The organism is Crateriforma conspicua (genome assembly GCF_007752935.1).
Taxonomy (GTDB): Bacteria; Planctomycetota; Planctomycetia; order Pirellulales; family Pirellulaceae; genus Crateriforma; species Crateriforma conspicua.
Window position 1 is genome coordinate 4,768,943 of the sequence record NZ_CP036319.1, and the last position, 21,585, is coordinate 4,790,527.

15 protein-coding genes and 1 tRNA gene are annotated in these 21,585 nt (G+C 57.3%); 9 read left to right on the forward strand and 7 right to left on the reverse strand.

Going from position 1 to position 21,585, the window contains the following annotated elements; translation table 11 throughout:
* The first annotated feature begins 82 nt into the window (after positions 1-82).
* Genes Mal65_RS17365 through Mal65_RS17375 form a run of 3 tightly spaced genes read left to right on the forward strand, consistent with a single transcriptional unit; the run spans position 83 to position 8,865 of the window.
* The gene (locus tag Mal65_RS17365; protein ID WP_145300354.1) at positions 83-6,130 is read left to right on the forward strand and encodes a hypothetical protein; all 6,048 of its coding nucleotides are present in this window, start codon (positions 83-85) and stop codon (positions 6,128-6,130) included.
* 2 nt (positions 6,131-6,132) lie between these two features.
* A complete protein-coding gene (locus tag Mal65_RS17370) occupies positions 6,133-8,361 on the forward strand; it encodes a PulJ/GspJ family protein (RefSeq protein ID WP_165701346.1) in 2,229 nt (742 codons plus the stop codon).
* A 9-nt stretch (positions 8,362-8,370) separates the two neighbouring features.
* Complete coding sequence (locus tag Mal65_RS17375) at positions 8,371-8,865, forward strand: hypothetical protein (RefSeq protein ID WP_165701347.1); 495 nt, start codon at positions 8,371-8,373, stop codon at positions 8,863-8,865.
* Positions 8,866-8,988: 123 nt separating this feature from the next.
* On the opposite strand, the gene Mal65_RS17380 is transcribed toward Mal65_RS17375, so the two are convergent.
* Positions 8,989-9,882, reverse strand: coding sequence for a PEP-CTERM sorting domain-containing protein (locus Mal65_RS17380; RefSeq protein WP_165701348.1), 894 nt, complete (start codon positions 9,880-9,882; stop codon positions 8,989-8,991).
* 297 nt (positions 9,883-10,179) lie between these two features.
* On the opposite strand from Mal65_RS17380, the gene Mal65_RS17385 reads away from it, so the two are divergent.
* Positions 10,180-11,304 (forward strand): redoxin domain-containing protein, encoded by a 1,125-nt coding sequence (locus tag Mal65_RS17385; protein ID WP_165701349.1) that lies wholly within the window; start codon positions 10,180-10,182, stop codon positions 11,302-11,304.
* A 373-nt stretch (positions 11,305-11,677) separates the two neighbouring features.
* Positions 11,678-12,559, forward strand: coding sequence for a sigma-70 family RNA polymerase sigma factor (locus tag Mal65_RS17390; RefSeq protein WP_174820222.1), 882 nt, complete (start codon positions 11,678-11,680; stop codon positions 12,557-12,559).
* A gap of 141 nt (positions 12,560-12,700) precedes the next feature.
* Here Mal65_RS17390 and Mal65_RS26615 read toward each other — a convergent pair.
* From Mal65_RS26615 to Mal65_RS17410, 5 genes are all read right to left on the reverse strand, one after another.
* Positions 12,701-12,775, reverse strand: a tRNA-OTHER gene (locus Mal65_RS26615).
* Between the two features lie 63 nt (positions 12,776-12,838).
* Positions 12,839-13,432, reverse strand: coding sequence for an ATP-dependent Clp endopeptidase proteolytic subunit ClpP (clpP, locus tag Mal65_RS17395; protein ID WP_145300368.1), 594 nt, complete (start codon positions 13,430-13,432; stop codon positions 12,839-12,841).
* A 102-nt stretch (positions 13,433-13,534) separates the two neighbouring features.
* Positions 13,535-14,182: a ClpP family protease gene (locus Mal65_RS17400; RefSeq protein WP_231131166.1), complete on the reverse strand. Its 648-nt coding sequence runs from the start codon at positions 14,180-14,182 to the stop codon at positions 13,535-13,537.
* A gap of 194 nt (positions 14,183-14,376) precedes the next feature.
* Entirely contained in the window at positions 14,377-14,796 is a 420-nt protein-coding gene (gene rnpA, locus Mal65_RS17405) for a ribonuclease P protein component (RefSeq protein WP_196784250.1), read from the reverse strand.
* A gap of 87 nt (positions 14,797-14,883) precedes the next feature.
* A complete protein-coding gene (locus Mal65_RS17410) occupies positions 14,884-15,861 on the reverse strand; it encodes a DnaJ C-terminal domain-containing protein (RefSeq protein ID WP_145300371.1) in 978 nt (325 codons plus the stop codon).
* 99 nt (positions 15,862-15,960) lie between these two features.
* Between Mal65_RS17410 and Mal65_RS17415 the strand changes: the two genes are divergently transcribed.
* From Mal65_RS17415 to fliG, 4 genes are all read left to right on the forward strand, one after another.
* Complete coding sequence (locus Mal65_RS17415; protein WP_145300374.1) at positions 15,961-16,869, forward strand: alpha/beta fold hydrolase; 909 nt, start codon at positions 15,961-15,963, stop codon at positions 16,867-16,869.
* Positions 16,866-17,783 carry a triphosphoribosyl-dephospho-CoA synthase gene (locus Mal65_RS17420; protein ID WP_145300377.1) on the forward strand — a complete coding sequence of 306 codons (918 nt, stop codon included), beginning with the start codon at positions 16,866-16,868 and terminating at the stop codon, positions 17,781-17,783. The genes Mal65_RS17415 and Mal65_RS17420 overlap by 4 nt, the downstream gene beginning before the upstream one ends.
* A complete protein-coding gene (locus tag Mal65_RS17425) occupies positions 17,780-18,304 on the forward strand; it encodes a 6-pyruvoyl trahydropterin synthase family protein (RefSeq protein WP_145300380.1) in 525 nt (174 codons plus the stop codon). The genes Mal65_RS17420 and Mal65_RS17425 overlap by 4 nt, the downstream gene beginning before the upstream one ends.
* A gap of 232 nt (positions 18,305-18,536) precedes the next feature.
* Entirely contained in the window at positions 18,537-19,550 is a 1,014-nt protein-coding gene (gene fliG, locus Mal65_RS17430) for a flagellar motor switch protein FliG (protein ID WP_196784251.1), read from the forward strand.
* Between the two features lie 67 nt (positions 19,551-19,617).
* Here fliG and Mal65_RS17435 read toward each other — a convergent pair whose 3' ends face one another.
* Positions 19,618-21,243 carry a glycosyltransferase family 4 protein gene (locus tag Mal65_RS17435; protein ID WP_165701350.1) on the reverse strand — a complete coding sequence of 542 codons (1,626 nt, stop codon included), beginning with the start codon at positions 21,241-21,243 and terminating at the stop codon, positions 19,618-19,620.
* Positions 21,244-21,585: the final 342 nt, after the last annotated feature.

A 21,585-nucleotide genomic window follows, 5' to 3' on the forward strand; every position in this document is an offset into this window, starting at 1 on the left:
ACAAGCGAACGTGACCGAACGCTGACGTTGCACACCGGCAACGACCGGCGAACGATCCCCCTCGGATCCCTCGGTGAACATCATGAACGGACCCACTTTGAAACGACAAACACGAAACATGACGCGATCGTTCCAATCGCGACCGGTTCGCCCCTGCGGTGACGACCGGCGGTCAGGAATCATCCTGTTGGTCGTGCTCAGCATGCTGGCCTTTCTGGGCATTCTGGTGGTGACCTATGTGACCTACACCAGCAGTTCACGACAGTCGGCCTTTGGGATCGCGTCGCGCGAGATGCGCAAGACCGAACCGTCCGAAGACTTCAAGGATGCCGTCGCCACGTTGATCCGCGGAACGTCCGATCCGCTGCATCCGATGTACGGGGAAGACTTGCTGTCGGACTTGTACGGAATCACCGATGCGGTCCAGACCGCAGTGCGTGAAATCGATCAAACCGGTCCGTTCAACGAGTCCAGTGTCGCGGCGGATCGTCCGATGCACGTCGGCGGCGGCTTTGTCCGCATTCCGTTGTCGTTCTTCCAGCATGACGAAAACGGCATTCGGCTAGGCTTGGACCTGACGACCACCAACCCGAACGACCGCTTACAGACTCCCTTGTTTGGATTCTATCCAGACGACCACGCGAACAATCCGAACGAACGGATCAATCCTCGCGATAGCGTCTTTGGTGTGGACGACTTTTTTTCCGGCCGAGTATTGACGCTCGCATCGGGCCCCCTGGCGGGGAATTCGTTTCGCATCGTTCGGTCCATTGGTTGGCGTCCCGACGCGGCCAACGATCGTTCGACGCGGTTGAGCGTTTACATCGCATTGGACCCGGACTTGCAGGTTGCACTGTCCGACGGCACCGAATTGACCGTGGGTGATCTGTTCAATTTCCCGAACGCGGCGAATCCCGACCCCTACGCGGTTTCGGCATTGTTCTACGCCAGCACCACGCCAGGCTGGATGTCGACGCGACAATATGCCAACGCGGGTGCGGCTGGGGAAACCGGATTCCGGCTGATCATCAACGGCCAGCCTATGAATGGTGGCGGCGTTGGATTCGACGGCAACAACGTCGATCAAGACACGACGGTCAGCTACGCAGACCCTGCGGCGACGTATCCGATCTCATTTCAACCGCGTGCTGTCGACTCGATCCGAAATCGTTTCGATCCAAACATTCCATTGCGTGGGCCATTGGAGGTGAAGTCTTCGGATCAAGAATTCTTGGACCAAGCGACCAACAATTATCGCATGGTTCAAGGCATCGACGGCGACTATGACGAATCCTACGACGCTGCTGATTTCCAAAACTGGTTCCTGTCACACACTTATGTCGACGGCAACGGACAACGTCGGATCATTCCGTCGTTTCACCGACCGGCGCTGATCAATTACATCGTCAATCAATACGATCTTTCCAGCGCCAGCGCAACCGAATTACGAACAATTGTTGAAGCCATCCGCCGGGCCACGTTCCGTCCGCTGTCGTTTGCACAGGGTCAGTTCTCCGACGCCAACAACAACCTTTTGCCCAACGCGATCAACCCACAGTTCAACGGCGGCAACACCGATCCAGCGTTTTCAACGCCCTTGTTGGTTGACAGAGATGCTGGCTCGACCGGGTCCATTCCCCAAATGATTGGCTTGGACCAGCTGGTCAACGCCCTGGTCAACGGACCGTGGGATGTCGACAACGATGGTGACGGTGTTCCCGATAGCATTTGGGTGGACTTCGGATTGCCGACCAAGACGGCCCCCGATGGTCGGCTGATCAAACCGTTGGTCGCCCCGCTGATCGAAGACCTTTCGGCACGCTTGAATGTCAATGCTCACGGGACGATTGATTCGCCAGTGGATCTCAGTTCATCGGAGAACGAACCGTGGTTCGATCCCACCCCGCGGACCAGCAACAATGTGAATCGAGAGATCTATCGGGGCATTGGATTCGGGCCGGCCGAAATCGTTTTGCCCTATGGCAACGTGGTTCACACCGACGCACAAGTGCTTGCCGGTGGGACACAGTATTCGAACCTGTTGGCCGGCCGTTATCAAAATCGTCTGGGGATCGCTCCGGCATGGCCGTACGCGTACCCGGGATTGCAGGGCAATGACCTGCTGGACTCGCTGATCAATCGGCCGCGTGTCGGTTCACGTTGGCTGGGGGCAGGCACCGGTTTGTCGGCCGATCCGTTCGGACGCGGTGGTTACGGACTTAGCCGCAGCGGCCGCCTGTTCGTCGCCGGTTCGGGAACGATTGTTCGCAACTATGACGCCGGTCCGCCGGTCCGAACGCAGATCGACGAAAACATCGACGATCCCTACGAAATGGATCCCCGCGGCGTTCTGTCGGGCGACAACGCCTATCGGACCAAAGACATGGTGGGTTTGGCCGATCAGTCACTGTTCAGCCGAATGGAGCAAGTTTCGCGTTTGACGGGATTGCCCGCATCGGCGGCCCGCACTTTGACGACCGTCAGCACTTCCTTGGATGTTCCCGCCGCATTGCCGCCGGAGGGCTCGCGGTCACAGGGTGCGCCGCTGGCACTGATGGAAATGCTGCTGCAGCGATTGAACAGCGACGGCCGGATCAGCAGCGAAACCGATCTGCAGAACGAACAGGCGTACTTGGATGCGATCTTGCCGCGTGAACTGAAACTCGGCCAGAAACTGGACCTGAACCGCCCGTTCGGTAACGGCGTTGACGACGCCTTTGGACAGTTGGCCGCCGATACGGTCGAAAACGGACGTGGCTCGCGTTCCGGCGTGGACGATAACGCCAACGGCAGCACCGATGAGGCTAGCGAAGGCAACGGCGTAATCGATGAACCGCTGGAGGTCTATTACGAAATGCGGGCGTATCCGAACGCTGGCAACGCCAACAACACCGCCACTTATCTTTCCAACGTCCGCCCCAGTGGGACCAACGGAATCGATGGTCCGACTTACAACGTCACGTTGGAAACCCCGCGAACGTTGTTGGCCCGGAACATCTATGTGTTGATGATGGCGATCACCGGTGACGGATACGATTTTCCGGTTGCCGATCAGGGCAACACCGATCCGGCGGAATACCGTGCACGGCGTTTGGCCCAGTGGGCCGTCAACGTCGTTGATTATCGTGATCCTGATTCGATCATGACGCCGTTCGTGTACGACCGAAATCCGCTGGATGGCAATTGGAACGTCACTTACGACACCGACGGTGATGGCTATGCCGACATCGATTTCAACGGCAACACGGTGACCGGCAACCAACCCGCCAGCCCGATGGTGTGGGGCGTCGAAAGCCCCGATCTTCTGTTCAGCGAATCTTTGGCGCTGCACGACATCCGTGTCCGCGACACCAAACAGGAAGGCGGCGGATCGGGATCTGACAAATCGGACACCCCGCCCGATCCCGATACCGACCAACTCCGAATCCCTCAAGGCTCGCTGTTCTTGGAACTGTTCAACCCGCGTCAACGTGTTTTGAACAACAACGACCAACAACATGCCCCGGGATTGCCGATGGAGTTGTATCGGTACCAGGGCGGCCAATATCGACTGGAACTGGACAAGACGGTCACCACGCCATCGACCAACGGTGTGGTCGAGGTTCCGGTTTGGCGAATCGCCATCAGCGAACCCCACTACGACGGCGCCAATTCGCCGAACGACCGCGAAATTTCACCGCAGTACATTCGTGACCAGATTCAATCGGGCACACTGAACCTTGCCGACAGCTATTCCTTTGACCCTGGGACACCACGCAACCCGATCGGCACGCAGTACAACGACGGAAACTCACAGCACACTCAGAATTTCCGACCGCTGGATGAACTGAACCAAGACATCCGTCGGTTGAATCTGGAACGATTCATCTTTTTCACCGATTACAACAACGTGACCGAACTGGAAAACGTCACCCACGTCATGCCGTGGTTAACCGGTGACCCGAACCGTGTGGCCCGAGTGTTCTTCAATCGCAGCGGCAGCAACAACGCCCGCCTGCTGGGCGAACAATACCTGACGCTTGCACCGCGCCCGGTCACTTACCTGGGCAGCCAAGTGTCCAGTGGTGATGTCGCACCCGCGGGGAACAGCCCCCAGCGATTCGAAATCAGCAATGCCAATCCGGTCATCGGTCTGGCTCATTACAACTTTGACACGACTCCGCTGAACACGCCCAACACCACCAGTCTGTCTCAGCCCGGTTTATCGCTGATCATGGGAGCGTTTGCTGAACCGCTTGGCTGGCAAGCCACGGCGCGCCCGGTGCACGGCATTGGTTTGAACATCAGCGAACCGCTGCCGACACCGACGGGTTACTATCCCGAACCAACGGCACAATACGATTCCAGCAACAGCACGGAATACCCATTGATCGATTCGTACATCGACTGGGATGACCCGATCAATGACCCGCCGCGTGACCAGCCGCTGGACCTGCTGCTGTCCAATGCCCCGGTGGGTGATTTGACTTTGGATTTGGCGACCAGCGCCAACCCGGCTGAACCGATGCTGGGCACGGTGAAAAACTATCGAACGGCTTTCTTGCAGCGTTTGGCCGATCCGACACGTGCGTTTGATCGCGTGACGAATCCGTACATCACGATCGATCAAATGACTTTGGACTTGACCGTCTTCAGTGGTGAAGAAAGCGAATCCAACGTCGGTCCGCCGGCCGTGAATGGTAACGATGTGGACACTCGATACCTTGCAGGCAGCCGCCAACGTACCGGTGTTCCATCCAACGGAACGGGTTCCCATGTTTTGTTTAGCTACACGGTGAACGATCCGGCCACGCTGCCCATCGATACCACCGCATCGGCGTATTTCGCATTCGCCGATTCCAACGGCGATACCAATCCAGAAGGCCTGGACCACACGTTCAACTTCTTGAACCTGGCGTTCGGCGACGTTCGCGATCCGGCGAACAGCAACGGCGTGGTGGCGGACGATGTGACCGTGGTTGAAACCGGTGCGAACAGCAATCGCGGGCTGCCATTGACTCCGTTTGCGGTGCACGAATGGTTGAACCGCGACTTTGCGTCACCGATGGAAGTCATGATGGTGCCGGCGTGTTCGCAAGGCCGGTTGTTCGAGGAATTCACTCTGAATGACGCTTCGGCAACCAACAGCCCGTACGATCCCAATGCATCATCGGATCCGCCGACGACCTTCCGTGCTCCGTTCGGGCATTTGCTGAACTTCTTCCAGTCGGACGAAACCGAAGACGATGCGTCGCAGGCCCTTCGCATCTTTGATTTCGTGGCCACGCCGCCGCGTTACCGCGGTGAAATCGAATTCATCAATCCGGAACGCGTCCCCTACGTGCCCAATCCCAATTCGACGTTCTTGCATGCCCGGAAAAAGCTGAGCGATTATCTGTTGCCACCGCACAACAAGATCTGGGATGGCCGCCGTCAGGGCCGTTTGAACATCAACACGATCGGCGAATACCCGGTGTGGATGGGGTTGATGTTCAACCACCTGTCGTCAAGCGAACGGACACAAACGGCGCAAGGATCGACTCGCTATCAAGAGTTTTTGGAATCGCGACGCGGATACACGCCCGCCGGCGGAAACGCATCGCGAATCGTCGATACGACGACGTTGCCGCCACAAATTCAGTCGCAACCCTACAACTTCGATCCCAATTCACTGACGGAAGATTCGCCGACACAATTCGCCGGCATCTTCCGCACCAGCCTGGATGCCGATTTGGCGCCGACCTTATCGGGCGGCAACGCGAACGCTCTTCGCAACCGAACACCGGCCGAAGGCACCATCGCGCGAGCGGGGGAAACGTCGGACTTTGACCCGCTGTTCACCCCCGACGGCGCCGGCCCGGCCCACGCCGACCGCAGCCGCAGTTCGTTCATGGACCTGCATTCGCTGGTGCGGATTCCGAACTTGGTCAGCACCCAATCCCAGACCTTCATGGTGCGGATGACGATCGGCTATTTCGAAGTTGATAGCGCGACGTCCCAATTGGGCCAAGAATACAACGCCGACATCGGTCGCCAACGGCGTTACCGGGCGACCTATGTCATTGATCGATCGATCCCCGTCGGATTTGCCGGCCCGGGGACCGACATCAATGCCGCCAACACCGTGATCTATTCGCAGGTGGAGAAATGAGAGTGAACCGAAAATCGATCGCGGTCGGCTTTACGCTGGTCGAAATGATGGTCGCGATGGCGATCACGCTGTTGCTGATGGCCGCACTCGCCTCGTCGTTCGGCAAAGTCGGGCAACAGGTACGCGTCAGCCGTGCGCAAGTGGACCTTAGCAGCCGTGTCCGTGACGTGACCCGCCGCATGCGTGATGAACTGTCACGATGCACCGCCAACCCGGCGGCGACGGGCAGCGACAAGGGCGAAGGCTACCTGGTCTATTTCGACGGCCCGATCAGCAACATCACCGCAACGCTGATGGGCCGGGCCCCGGCCGAGGACAACGAGTACACGTTGCAGGATTCGCGTTTCGGTGATTACGACGATTACCTGGCGTTCACCGCCAAAGCTCCCGAAGGATCTCCGTTCACCGGCAAAGTGCCGCGTTTTGTCCTGGACGCCAAGACGGCCGAAGCCAACGGCGTTGCCTACAACGCGGCGAACTTTCCCGGCGGCGTCGCCGGCGCACTGGATCCCGTGGTGATCACGTCACAGTATGCGGAAATCATCTACTACGTCAGCCCGCAATATCAGACATCACTGGACACCGCAAACAACGGCCAATCCATCCACGTCTACGATACCGCCGCACAGCCGACGATCGTCGATCTGGACGGCAACGGCATCCCGGATCAAATGAAGCTGCACCGCCGCGTGTTGCTGATCCGCCCCGATTTGAATTTGAACGGTGTCACAACGCTGGGGCCTGCATTGCCGCAATTCACCAGTGGCAACTACACCTATCTGCAACCGGATACATGGCCTTCGGATGCCAGCACCGGGTTGCCGGCAATCAAGACACCGGGCGGCAACGGCCTGAACCAATCACAGGCGGCGCTGGCTTGGTTGATTGGGATGGGGCCGATTCACCAACAGTGCGACCTTTCGGTGGGTCGACGACTGATGCCCAATGGTGCGCCTAGTACAAGTAATGCTGGTAATTTCGTTTTCGCGAACTCGTTGGACGACTTGCAACAGCCCCACAACCGGTTTGCACACGTTCGTGTTCCACAGACGATTTTGGGCATCAGTCCGCCCAACGGAACCAATGGCTATACGTCGATGCCGCTGTTAGCTCTGGGCGGTGTCGCACCGATCTTGGAAGCCGCCACCATCAACACACCCTCAGTGGCCCCTCCCTATGGAGGCGCACCTGGATTCGCGTTGCGAACAAGATTCGTGACGCCAACCTTTTTGAACGGATTTTTGAGACCGGAATTTATCCTTGGGCAAGATCTTTCGCACACCGATACGTTTGGCGATGGTTGGGGAATCGAGCGGGTCGGTGAAGACGTCCTTCTGACCAACGTGCTTTCATTTGACGTTAAGGCGTTCGATCCTGGGGTCCAGACTTACGTCTCCCCTGGGCCTGACGGCCAATTCGGAGTCGCCGGAGTCGATGACGATCAAAACGGGACCGTTGATGACGGGCTTTCGATCAATCCGGCATTGATCAACGAAGAAGTCGGATTTGTCGGAAGCGACGACCATGCGGTCACGCCCAACGACCCGTCCTACTACGACGTGCTTTGGCGTTACGGCCAATGGTCGGGCTCTGGCACCATCGCGGGAAACCGCCAACCTCCCGCGCCGGGAGTAATGGGTGCTTTTGTTGATCTCGGATATGCAGTCCAAGCGGGAGGCGCGGTTCGCGGCAATGCGGGCTTGCTTTACGATGCGTTCAGCGGTGTTGCTCGGCCAGTGCTAAACCCGGCACTCATCCCCAACACCCGGTTCTCCGCTTACAACCAAAACGCTCGCTATGTGCCGCAATACGGCGACAATCTTCTGGCTTCGGGACGGATGATCACCAACGGCGGTCGCATTGTCCTATATCAACCGGCATTTGATACCTTCACCAGTGAATACGAAAGTGATGGGTATTTGCAATGGTCGCGCAGCGATCCCAACACGGGCGTTCATGACGGCACTTTATGGTGGCTGAATAATAACGATGGCAGCCCGCCCTCCACGTTGCCGGGAAATGCGGCTTCAGTGGACCCATCGACCAATGGGTTGGATGACGTCGCCGCGTCAACGGGTGGGAATTCGTTCGGAAGCGGCTCCATTGGCGAACGCGAAACGGCTCCACCGTTTGCGAGTGGATTGCCAGCGCTGAACATCGAAATCCGAGTGGAGAACACCCAGGTACGCGAGGTCGAACAATCGTCCGTCGCGAAGTACTTCGGAGACTGAGCCCGAGCGATGGATCGCGAACACCACCAGACGGCGTCCCCATCGACGACGCCAATGCCCTTCATTGCCGCAGGGATGACGCTGGCTGTCCTGTTCGGCGTTCTACGAATCGGACAGTGCCTGCAATTCGGTGGCGAATTTCATTCCATCGATGCGCCCGGTTCCGGCACAACCTCATTGACCAGCGTTCACTTTGATCCCGATGCCGATGCGTTGCTATGGATCGGCCCCGATTCGGCCGCTGGACAGCGACACTACGATGACGACCAGAATGGCGTCATCGACGACTCATCGGAACTGGGCGCGATCCACAGTGATGACCGAATCATTACCAAGGATCATCCGGCTTTTGAAGCGGCATCGAATGACGGAATCAGCCGCGTGATGTTTGCCGGAGCCTTGGTATCCGCTGACTCGGACGCTGGCACCCCAATCATCCATTTTCGCGACGGCTTTGGCAACGATCGAGTTTGGTTCGCAAACCCGATTAGCAATTCGCTGTGACTAAGCCACAAGATCCGGTTAAGACAACGATTCGTCTAGGTTGACGTCGTCCTTCATCGCCCAGCCGGCAAATCAACCAAAAGCCATCCAGTTCCTCGACGGCATTGCAAGAGGGTGACTCGTTTAGCCGTTCTTGCGACGTCGATAACGGCGTGCGGCAAAAGCAGAAACCGCACCCAGTGCGATCAGGCTGCTCGGCTCTGGAACGGCGGTGACGGAGATATTGTCGATGGCCACAATATCTCCCAACCCTGAGGTTTGACCAGCAATACTGCCGTTCCATCGGAGGAAGAACTGCTGCTGATCTGCGATCGGTGTAGGAGTAGAAATCAATGTGCTGAGCTGGGTTTCCTTCCATGAAGCGTCAGCGGTCAAATCCGACTCGAATTGAACGCCAGTTGACGAGAAAGTCGACCCGTCGGCTGAAAACTCCAAATTTAACAAGGTCTGCCCCGACTGATTGTTGAAGTCAAAAACGGTGAAATCGACAAGAATGCTGCTCAGGTCGTTACCGGTATTATTCAGTAAACGAAGCGCAAAAAAACCGGAATCAAATGTATCGGAGAACCTTGGCACCACCCCCAAAGAGGCATCGTTCGTGTTGCTTCCACCAGTGATGAAATTGTAGATCCCATCATCGGTGATTCCGGCGCCGTAGCCATCGCCGCGGCTAAAAAAGTCCTCGTTTCCGGCAGGCATTCCGCCTTCGAAGGGGACTTCAAGGGTCAGAAAAGAGTCTTCAAAAAGCTTGGCGCTCCAATCATAAGAGTCAAGCCGCCCGTCGTTCGCTCCTGAAATGATTCCCTGTCCATCTACGCCCGCGTCAGCCGGTGCGAACCCGTTTCCGGCGAAGCCTTCAAAATCAATCGTTTTGGTTTGACCGATCGCATCAAGGGTGACATCGGCCGACGCAGTTCCGAACAAGCAACCGGCGGCCAAGACCGCAGTGAACAAACGCTTCATGGTGATCGAATCAGCGGAAAAGAGGATGGGGCAACCGTGGTCGGTCGCATTCATTGCAGAGGTTAGGGACCCTCTGATGGTACTCCAATGAGTGAAGCTGGGCAAACTTCGGGGGCCACCTCGGACCCCAAAATTTACGTGTGCATTTGATGAAGACCGACCGTCACCAGAAAACGGGACGTCGCGGATCACCGGCATCCGGCGGTCCGTCTGGCTGATCCGCTATTTTGGTGGGGAACGCTGCGTTTTGGGGTGACGACTCAGCGATCGTTGCCTGACTTTTCAACCCGGTCCGCGCCCGCCGGTCGCCGACCTAGCCACTCTTATCTTCTAACCCGGGTGATGCTCACCATGCGGTCTTCCATCCTGACCTCGGCATTGACCCCTTGGGTCCTGGTTTTCATGGCGTCGGTGCCGCTGGTGACTGCGGAAGCGTCCGAGCCGACGACGGCCGACTTGCCACCCGTGCTGTTGCAAATGATTCGCGATGATGCCGTGCACGAGGACCTGGAGTTAACCAGCGACCAGAAACGCAGCCTGTTTAGCGTGGTCAAAGGCATCGACGCACAGTGGTTCCCGCAGCTGAACCTGATCACCACCGGAAACACCAAGCCGGAGCCGTATCAAGAGACGGTCAAGGATTTGACGGCAAAGCTTCAACGCGAATTGAAGTCGATCCTGAACACGTCTCAGTTCGATCGGCTGATGCAGTTGCGGCGACAAGCACTGGGAACGCGGATGGTGTTGCTGGACGATGTCCGCCAGGGCCTGGAACTGACTTCGTCGCAGATCCAACGTTTCACCGATGCTTTTGCCAAAACTGAATCGGAGAGCCAGCGGATCACTGCCAAGTTGAAAAAGCAAGAACTGGAGGCCGGTGAAGCGGCCCGACAAGTCGCCAAGTTACAGCAGACCGAACGCGAAACGGTGGTCGGCGCTCTGACCGACACCCAGCGTGGGCGGCTGGGTTCATTGACCGGCCCGGCATTTGACTTTTCGCGAGTCCGTCGAAAACTGCCCTTTGCACCGGAGATTCAAAATGCCGGCGTGACATGGATCCAAGGCGAACCCGTCCGCCTGGCCGACCTGCGAGGCAAAGTGGTGGTTGTCCACTTTTATGCATTTCAGTGCATCAACTGCATTCGCAATCTGCCGCACTACACCGCTTGGTATTCCGATTATGCGGACGATGATTTGGTGGTGTTGGGTATCCAGCGACCTGAAACCTCCGCCGAACGAGACGGCAACAAGGTCGCGTCGGCGGCGAAACGCGAAGGCATCCGATATCCAATTCTCTTGGATTTGGAATCCTCCAATTGGAATGCCTGGGGCAATCGGATTTGGCCATCGGTCTATTTGATTGACAAGGACGGCTTTCTGCGACGGTCTTGGTATGGCGAAATGAACTGGCAGGGCAACGAGGGTGAAAAGGACATGCGGTCGACACTGGAGATGCTGTTGGCCGAAGACGGCTGATGTTTGCCGACGCCGTCGGAACGGATCGCGTGATCGGTGCGATCGTCACAGACCGAAATTCTTCGCAACGGGTGCTTTTTCTTCGTCCTGGTGGTCGATGTTAGTTTCAGACCCGATCGCCTCCCTGAGGTCGGGTCGTTCACACGTGTCGCACGGCACCACGAACCGGTCACCGACCCACACTCCCAACGGAACCGATTCACCGCCGCCGTGTCGGTCGTATGACGTCGCTTTTCTCGCGTCATCCGGCCTACGCGGCGTCACGTCGATCAACGTGAACGACCTGGCCGCCTTACGTGGTACCCGATTCATGTTGCAAACCGATTCCTGGACTGACGATTCGCGTGGAGATAATAGTTCGACCGACGAAACGATGGCGGTGACCGGCACACCGGCCGCTCGTCCCGAACGGCGGAAGACTCGACGAGATTCGGCCGCCCAATCGCCTTTGGAAACGTATCTTCGCGAGATCAATGAAACCGCGTTGCTGTCGGCACAAGACGAACTGGACTTGGCCGAGCAAATTGCCCAGGGCGACGTCATGGCGCGTGACCGAATGGTGCGTGCCAACCTGCGTTTGGTCGTCAACATCGCTCGCGGCTACACCGGAAAGGGTCTGGGTCTGCAAGACTTGATCGAAGAAGGCAATCTGGGTCTGCTGCGGGCGGTCGAAGGGTTTGATCCCAGTGTCGGAACGCGATTCAGCACCTATGCCAGTTACTGGATCAAACAGTCGATCAAAAGGGCGCTGATCAACAGTGCGAAAACGATTCGCATTCCGGCATACATGGTCGAATTGCTGAGCAAGTGGCGAAGGGCGACGGCACGGCTGAGCGAAGAACTGGGCCGCACACCGACCAACGAAGAAGTGGCCCGCGTGCTGGGGTTACCCAAGAAGAAGCTGCCGATCATTCGCAAGGCGATCAAGATCAACAACAGCACGCCGCAAAGCGATCAAACCGATTCCGGTTGGTCGCTGGGCGAAATGGTCATGGACGAGCGTTTGAAGGCTCCCGACGAGGAGATGTTGGACCACGACATCCTGCGTCACGCCATGGAATTGTTGGACGATCTGGAAGAACGCGAAGCGATGGTGCTGAAACTGCGATTCGGCTTGGTCGGTGATGAACCCAAGACGCTGAAGGAAATTGGTGAAACGTTGGGATTGACCCGCGAACGGGTACGCCAAATCGAAACCGATGCACTTCGCCGTTTGGCCGATGGACTGACCGATCCTCGGGAACGCTATCTGTAGGCCAAAGCAGGCCGATCATCGCCGGCAATCAAACGAAGGCGATCGTCGATTGCCGGGAATGACAACAACGGAAGATAACAACGACGAAGGCCGGCCGGTGAAGCAGGATTGCTTTGCCGGCCGGCCTTTTCGCATTGGAAATACCCCCTGCCCGATTCGAACGAGCGTTTCCGGGCCGAATAAACCCAGCGTCCTGGGCCGCTAGACGAAGGGGGCGTGGACGGGGCACCAACATTCAACCCAGCAAGGGCAGTGATCGGGTACCCGGCGTCAGACGCATCACGACGTTTGATCGATCCGCTGAACCACCTTGTCGATCAAGCCATACTCGGATGCTTCGGCCGCCGACATGAACCGGTCTCGATCGGTGTCTTCCTCGATCTTTTCCAAAGAGTGGCCGGTGTGTTCGATCATGATTTCGTTCATGCGTTGCTTGATCCGACGCAATTCTTCGACGTGAATCTCGACTTCGCGTGCGGTCCCCTGCATTCCGGCCAGCGGTTGGTGGATCATGATCCGGGCATTGGGCAACGCGTGACGCTTGCCCTTGGCACCGGCGGTCAGCAACACGGCACCCATCGAAGCGGCTTGGCCGATGCAATAGGTTGCGACGTCACAGCTGACAAACTGCATCGTGTCATAGATGGCCATGCCCGCGGTGATGCTGCCGCCGGGACTGTTGATGTAAAGATGGATGTCTTCCTTGGGGTTGTCCGACTGCAGGAACAGCATTTGGGCCACCAGGGCATTGCTGATCTGGTCGTCGACTTGTTGTCCCAGGAAAATGATCCGGTCTTTCAGCAACCGGCTGTAGATATCGTAGGTGCGTTCTTCGCGACCGTTGCTTTCAATAACGTAAGGAATGATCGGCATCGTGATTCGTTCTTGATTGATTGGATGGCTGGTTAATACAATGAAACGACAAGTGCGGTTGAATGCGATTCGGTTCGAACCGCAAAACCCCGCGGTGGCGAATCACTCGTCGTCGCGGTCTTCATCGTTGTCGTTGGGCGGACGCGTCAGAATGTCGTCAACCAGCCCATAGTTTTTGGCTTCTTCTGCATTCAAGAAGAAATCACGATCGGTATCCTTGGCGATCTGTTCGACCGATTGGCCCGTGTGCTTCGACAGGATGCCGTTAAGCACGTCGCGATAGCGGAACATCTCGGCTGCTTGAATTTCAATGTCGCTGACCTGACCGCCGACACCGCCCATCGGTTGGTGCAGCATCACGCGGCTATTGGGCAAACAGAAACGCTTGCCTTTGGTGCCGGCACAAAGCACGACCGATGCACCGCTGCAGGCTTCGCCGACGCAGTAGGTTGCCACCGGGCAAGACAGCATTTGCATCGTGTCATAAATCGCCAGCGTGGCGGTGACACTGCCGCCGGGACTGTTGATGTAAAAGTGGATGTCCTTGCGGCGATTTTCGCTTTGCAAATACAACAGCTTCATCACCAGTTCGTTGGCGTTGCCGGTATGAATCTCACCCTGCAAAAACAGGATGCGGTTTTCCAGCAGCAAATCGCCCAACGTCATTTGACGCTGGCGCTGGTAGTTCTGATAGGAATATCCGCCGGCCATTTGCGGCGGCAAAATGTCAGAAGCCGATGAAAATTCCATTCAACTCACTCTGTCGGTGATGGGGGTCGCGGGATAAGGACGACGTCGGTCGCCAGGTTGGTTTGTTTGGACCGTTCGCGGCAGGCATCGGGACCATTGCGTTAGTTTCGACATTGTCATCGATACGGCAAGTGGTTGGCCACCCGTCAATCGGTACGCTGCGAAGGTTGTGGCTGTCGTGAAACACGCACGAATCAGGCCGTGGCTTGGCGATACCGTTTGACCGCGCGTCGCGATAAACGTGGCAGCGATCGCCGAATGGCCGGATACGTTGCCGATGCACCTTTCTTGGGCCGAACGACGTACTGCCAACCGTCGTGAAACTCGCCGGGCTGGGTTCGAAAAGATTCTCGTATCCAACGTTTCCATCGATTGCGAACTACCGCATTGCCCACCTTTTTCGGAATGGTGATGCCCAGCTGGGCTTTCGCATCCGCCGGCAATTCACGGTGCCGGGGCCGAATCGGGCTTGCAAACATCACCAACACATCGTCGGCAACGCAGACCCCCGTCCGCATCAATCGGGTGAACTCTTGCGGGCGACGGACACGACGCGACTTGGGAAATGACAAACCGCCGTCGGGAATCTTTGTTTCGGCTGGTGTTGGGTTCAAAGGACGCGTCCCGGCAAATCGAAAACGGAAAATGACGTCACTTGCACACCGTGGTGCGGTTTCGGCACACCATGCATGCGATCACCGTCAAAACTGCAAATCGTCACGATCTGGTGGCGGGTTACGTTCGGCAAAGGATGCGATCAACTGTTTGGATTCTTCGTCGATCTGGTCCGGTAGCTGAATCTGCAGTTCGACCAACAGATCACCCGGGGATGCCCCGGCTTTGGTAACCCCGCGGCCTTTGATCCGCAGCCGTTTTCCGCTGCTGGTTCCCGGCGGGACCGACAGTGTGACCGTACCTTGCGGTGTGGGCACGTCGACTTTGCCGCCCAAGACCGCTTCGCCAATCGAGACGGGCAATCGCAGTTCCAGGTTCTGGCCGTTCCGCTTGAAATGAGGATGCGGCGATACTTTGATCAGCAGAATCAAATCACCGGACTCGCCTCCACTAGTCGAAGCGTGGCCTTGCTGTCTCAGGCGAATCTTTGACCCCGTTTCGACGCCAGCGGGAATGGTGACCGACAACTTTTCCTGTTTGCCACCGCGGTGCAGATAGAACTCCGTCTTTCCGCCCGTGACGGCCATCGAAAAAGGTATCTCCAGCTCGTGCCGCAAATTGGATCCGCGTCGCGGCGGCGCAGCGGCAGCCCGGCCACGTCCCGGACGACCTCGCGTCGGGCCCGCACCACCGCCCATCAGCTGTTCGAAGAAATCGGTAAACCCGCCTTCGAACGGATTGCCTCCGGCCTTTGCCGCGCCGGCACCGCCGAAAATCTGCTCCAAATCCAATCCGTCAAACGAAGCTCCGCCGGCACCCGGTTGCCAACCGCCGGTGCGGATTTTTTCGAAGTCGGCGCCGTAACGATCGTATGCGGCGCGCTTTTCTTCGTCGCTGAGAACTTCGTACGCTTCCTGAACGCGTTTAAACTTCTCCCGTGCCGCGTCACTGTCTTTGTTGACGTCGGGATGGTACTTGCGCGCGAGCTTGCGGTACGCCTTTTGAATTTCGTCCTTGTCGGCGGTTCGACCGACGCCAAGGGTTTCATACAGATCTTCGGCCACTTCAATCCTGGGGTTTCCGAATCGACTTTCGTCGTGTCAGATTGACACAACGACACGGATTCCACCAGCGGTAGCAAATCGCGATCCGAAACGAGTGAAATGGACATGATCGCCCAGGACCTGCTGGCATACGAATCAAAATCTTTGACGGTCGACGGCCTGTCCGGATCGACCTGGACGATGCGTTATCTGGACGAAGGCCCGACGTCGAACACACCGTCCGATTCCGGTCCCATCCTGTGCGTCCATGGGAACCCGACCTGGAGTTTCTATTTTCGTCGCGTCGTCCAGCGGTTCAGCCCCGCCCGTCGCGTTGTGGCGGTGGATCACCTGGGGTGTGGGCGCAGCGACAAACCGTCGAAGTCTGAATTCGACTATTGCCTGGCATCCCACCGCGACAATTTGGTCCGGTTGATCGATCAGCTGGACTTAAGCCAGACAACGCTGTTGGCCCACGATTGGGGCGGTGCAATCGGCTTGGCCGCGCTGTGCGAACGTCGCGACCGATTCAAGAGGATTGTGTTGCTGAACACGGGCGCTTTCCCGCCGCCCTATCTGCCGCTGCGGATCGCCGCCTGTCGCTGGCCATGGGTCGGGCCGCTGGGCGTGCGTGGATTCAATGCGTTCGCTCGAGCCGCACAGACGATGACCGTTTCGCGGCAGCCGCTGCCGGCGGACGTCCGCCGCGGCATGATCGCACCCTACGACAGCTGGGCAAACCGTGTCGCGATCGACGCCTTTGTCCAAGACATTCCGATGCATCGGTCGCACCGGACGTTTCCGGTGTTACAAAAGCTTGAATCGGAGCTCCCTTCGCTTGCCGGACTACCAATCTTGTTGGTCTGGGGGATGAAAGATTGGTGCTTTCGCCCCGAATGCTTGGAGCGTTTCCAAGGGCATTGGCCCGATGCCAGGGTCGTGCCGATCGACGATGCGGGGCACTATGTGTTGGAAGACGCTCCGACCGAAACACTGAATGCGATCGACGAATTTCTGCAATCGACGTGAATGAAAACAGCCCCCTGAGTGCTTTCGCGCCGATGATCCGGACGGTGGGCGATGCAATCCGCTGGGCCTGTGTCCTTGAGGCGACGGCCCCAAAACCTGGCAACGTGCATCCCGGCCGCGAATTCGATGACCTGTCGTTCGCCCACTTTGCCCAGGCAGCAGAAATCGCCGCGGTCCAACTGAGTCGCACCGACCTGGGTTGGGGCCAACGAATTGAATCGACCGTGGTGCAGACGCGACGGACAACCGGCACGAATGTGAATCTGGGGATCGCTTTGTTGATCGCACCGTTGGTGGAAGCGGTAACGCAAACCGATTATTCCGCGTCAGCAGACGCCACATCACCGTGGTGGCGCTTTGATTCTGTGGAAAGTGTGCTGTCGTCAATCAGCGTCCGACAGAGCAGGGCGGTCTTTCGTGCGATTGCCCACGCAATGGCCGGCGGCATGAACCCGAGTGACGAATCAGACGACTTGGAAATGGACGTCCACGACGACCGTGCGAATCACGATGATTTGATGGCCGCAATGCGTCTGGCTTCCGATCGTGATGCGATTGCCCGGGAATACGCCAGTGGATTCGACAGTCTGCTTCACCAAATGACACCGCTATTGAAGCAGTGCATCGATGAAACGGGTGGCACGATCCAAGGAATCTGCTTGGCGCAGCATCGATGGCTGCAAGAAAACACCGACTCGCTGATCGCCCGGAAATGCGGTTCGGACGTCGCATCGAAAGTCCGGCAATGGTTCCGCGAAGCCGATTTTGAAAACCCGTCGTCGATCCGGACATTGGACGAACGTCTAAGATCAGATGGAAACCGATTGAATCCGGGTACCACCGCCGACCTTCTGGCGGCAGCACTGTTTGTCCTTCTGTGTCCCACTCCATTGCAATCCGAAAGACCAGCGTGACACATCCCACCGAACAACCTGTGTTCCGAGTCGACGTCAGCAAAGAACAATTTGTTTTTTCGGCGGCGCATTTCATCACCTTCGCCGGCGACATTTGTGAAAGAATCCACGGCCACAACTATGGCGTCCGCGTGTCGGTCGAAGGCCCATTGGACGAAAACCGCTACGTCGTCGACTTTATCGCGTTGCGTGATGCCGTTCTTGCGGAAACGGGACGTCTGGACCATCACGTCTTGTTACCCGACCGACATGCCCAGATTCGGGTGTCGAAGGATGAAAAGGAAACCACGGCAACATTCCAAGACCGTCGCTGGGTTTTTCCAAACGAAGACTGTGTCCATTTGCCCGTGACGAACACCACGGCCGAAGAGTTGGCCGAGTACATCGGTCGGCGGGTGATCGAGCGCACGTTCGATCAGTTTGGTGATCACTTGTCGTGGATCGAAGTTGCCGTGGATGAGAACCAGGGCCAGTGGGGTGTCTGTCGTCTGCCCTGGAAACGACCGTCTGCTTCAGCATAGACGGTTTCGGTTCGGGACCAGCGACGACCGTCACGGTTTGCCTTTTCGGAAAGGTCCAAATCACTCCTACAGACTCTAGCTCCGTCGAATCCGGCAAATGCGTCGCGCCGTCGCCGGATCGATCGCGGAAACGTCGATAAGCCGAAAGACGCCAGGATGGCGAAGCAGCTTCAATCGAAAATGCGTCAATCGGCAAGTCCGGGCTGACGCAAACGCGAAGGGATTCCTTAGGGTGCAGACGGTCAATACGGATAACGACGGGCTTCGCAAAGCAGCCATCCTGTTGATGAGCTTGCCGACCAAGAGTGCTGCTCGGATCATGCAGCAATTGCCGCCGCGACTGATCGAACAGATCAGCATCCGCATTGCGCAAACCGAATCCGTCGGTGGCGACGACCAAGAAATCGTGATCGCGGAATTCCTGACGAGTAAAGCCAGTTCGATTTATGCCAGCCCCGGCGGACTGGAGCGAGCAAAGGAACTGATCAAGGAGGCGTTGGGACGCGACGCATCCGAACTGATCGGCAATTTGCAGCAAACGATCGAATCGATGCCTTTTGCGTTCGTCAAAAAGGTGGATTCGCAGACGCTGATGCAATTCATTGGCGAAGAACACCCGCAAACCATCGCGTTGCTGTTAAGCCACGTGCCCGCCTCATACGCCGCGGAAGTCTTGGGTGGCCTGGATTCCGAGAAACAACTGGATGTGATTCGCCGAGTGGCTTCCATCGGCCGCACCAGTCCCGATGCCATCGAGGAATTGGAATACGGTCTAGAACAACGGCTTTCCAGCATGGTGAATCAGAGCCACACGTCCGCAGGGGGCGTCGAAAGCGTCGCCGAAATCCTGAACGTTTGCGAACGATCCGTTGAACGGATGATCATGGAGTCCCTCGGTCGCGACGAACCGGAACTTTCCGATGACATTCGCCGCCTGATGTTCGTTTTCGAAGACATCGCCAAGTTGGGCGATCGCGATATTCAGGCGTTGCTGAAGAATGTCGAAACGGCTCAGTGGGCGATGGCTTTGAAGGGCGCCAGCGAAACGCTCCAGGAAAAGGTCATGAAGAACATGAGTTCACGTGCGGCCGAAAACCTGAAAGACGAGATGGGATTTCTGGGCAGCGTCCGCGTCAGCGAAGTGGAATCCGTGCAGCAAAAGATCGTCGACATCGTACGGCACCTCGAAGATACCGGCGAAATCTCTCGTCCCACTGGCGAAAACGAAGAAGAATACGTCAACTGATCGACGGTTCATGGAACAGCCGATCTCGCGGTCAACGTTCGGGCCGTCACCCAACCACGGATGCGTGCTAAGACGACGATACCGCGTGGGATTCGGAATCCACTGGAGGCTGTTCGGCAGTTTCGCCGGACAGGGAAGCCACAGTATCGGAAGTCTCGGTTTCAGGACGGCCAACTGTAGCGACCGCTGCGCCCTTGCCCTTCAGTTGGCGGCGTTCCAAGTCCAGCATGATCTTGGTGATCGGCGCCTTGCTCTCGTCCAATTTGGTCAGGAAATCTTCCAGGTTTTGGTAAATCGCCGTGCTCTTGCCCAAAGCGACCAGCTCTAATTTGCCAACTGAAATGTCGACCATTTCGTCGCCGTTTTGACGTTCCGCGAACAATGGAACTTCCATCACCATTTGCTGGGCACGCTCCGGAAGCCGCACACTTTGCCACGTTGCGTGATAACTCTCGTGAAGCCAAGGCATGGAGATATTGACCTTCATCTTGGCCAGATCGTGTTTCTTCGCGAATTCGACCAAGGGTTCCCACACCAGTTCCCATGGTGCGTCCCCCTGAAGCTGCAGTCGACGATGCTGCTTTGACTGCTCGCAACGTTCAGGGTGCATGAAAAACGATTCGATGAAGTGGGCGGCGCGATTAAAGATCAAGCGGGCTTCGCTATGTCCGAACGAGCGTGTCTGGATCAGAACAGCGATGACCAGAATGACGCCGAACATCGCCCACCACGGTTCGCTGTAGACTTCGCCCAATACCGCGACCACCGTCGTGACCAGACAGGCCAGACCAACCACGATCAATAGCCCGTGCGGTCCGTATTTCAATTGCAGCAGGTGGTGCATGTGACCGCGATCCGTTGCGTAGATGCTGCGTCCCGTCAAACGACGCCGCACAATGGCTGCCGAGGAATCAAACAGCGGAATCGCAAGAATCGCCATAGGTGCCGACGCGAGAACGGTAGATTCCTTCAAGTTGGACCAGATTGCCAAGGTTCCCACGAATAGGCCGATCATCATGCTGCCCGCATCACCAAGATAAATACTGGCGGGGGGTTTGTTGTAAACCAGGAAACCGAGCAAGGCGCCGGCGAGTGCAAATCCGACCACACCGGAAAGCGGCGAAGCCCCGACGAACCCCAATATGCCAAGTCCAATGGCGATGATCATTCCGACCGTGCTGGCCATCCCGTCGGCGCCGTCGATCAAGTTCAGCGCGTTGACCGCCAACAGCAACCAAAGCATGGTGACGGGAATGCTAAATACCCCCAGGCTGATCTCGTATCCGAACAAGCCGATCTGGTGAATCTGAGTTCCCGCACCGATCATCAAACCGATGATCACGATCTGCAGTAGCAACTTCTGTCGGCCACGCAACGACCACACGTCGTCAACCAGCCCGACAACCAGGATGGCGAGGGCGGCGCCAAAAAGCACGTACCAGCGCATCTGAATCGTCCCCAGCACGTGGTATCCAAGGGTTCGATCCAGAACCAGGGACAACGCAAAGGTGGTCGCCACTGAGAGAAAAACGGCGACTCCACCGGCCAAAGCGACCGGCTTCTCGTGCACCTTTCGCTCTGCATCAGGACGATCCACCAACCCGACCGTCCGCGCAAATGCTCGGACAATTCGAACCAATAACAGCGAACAAGCGAGGGAAAGGATGAACGAAATCGCAATCATCCATTGCATGGTGTGTTCCGCCGTGAAGAAATCAGAGTGGGAGTAGCATGTTGAGCAGGCGTCTGATCGTCGGTGTCCGAAAGCTTTGCCCAAGTCCATCAGCCATTCGAAACCGGCGATCGACCATCAGTATAAAAGTCCCCTCCACCAAACGAACCCGTGCATCGATCAAATTCCTATAGATTTCATGCGGGAAACGCTAGTTTTTGACTGACTTGTGCAATCCGCCCAATCGATACGGTTCGCTGCGTCGCTAACGCGACACACTGGCGAAACCTGAAGACAGGTGGCATTCCGCACGCCCCACGAGTGCCCAAAAGACGCCCATCAGCCCCCACCAGCGGTCTGTCT

Coding starts and splice junctions, on each gene's coding strand:
- Mal65_RS17380 (WP_165701348.1), bottom strand. CDS start 9,882: ATGAATGCGACCGACCACGGTTGCCCCATCCTCTTTTCCGCTGATTCG.
- Mal65_RS17390 (WP_174820222.1), top strand. CDS start 11,678: ATGGCGGTGACCGGCACACCGGCCGCTCGTCCCGAACGGCGGAAGACT.
- Mal65_RS17415 (WP_145300374.1), top strand. CDS start 15,961: ATGGACATGATCGCCCAGGACCTGCTGGCATACGAATCAAAATCTTTG.
- Mal65_RS17385 (WP_165701349.1), top strand. CDS start 10,180: ATGCGGTCTTCCATCCTGACCTCGGCATTGACCCCTTGGGTCCTGGTT.
- Mal65_RS17365 (WP_145300354.1), top strand. CDS start 83: ATGAACGGACCCACTTTGAAACGACAAACACGAAACATGACGCGATCG.
- Mal65_RS17400 (WP_231131166.1), bottom strand. CDS start 14,182: ATGGAATTTTCATCGGCTTCTGACATTTTGCCGCCGCAAATGGCCGGC.
- Mal65_RS17375 (WP_165701347.1), top strand. CDS start 8,371: ATGGATCGCGAACACCACCAGACGGCGTCCCCATCGACGACGCCAATG.
- clpP (WP_145300368.1), bottom strand. CDS start 13,432: ATGCCGATCATTCCTTACGTTATTGAAAGCAACGGTCGCGAAGAACGC.
- Mal65_RS17435 (WP_165701350.1), bottom strand. CDS start 21,243: ATGCAATGGATGATTGCGATTTCGTTCATCCTTTCCCTCGCTTGTTCG.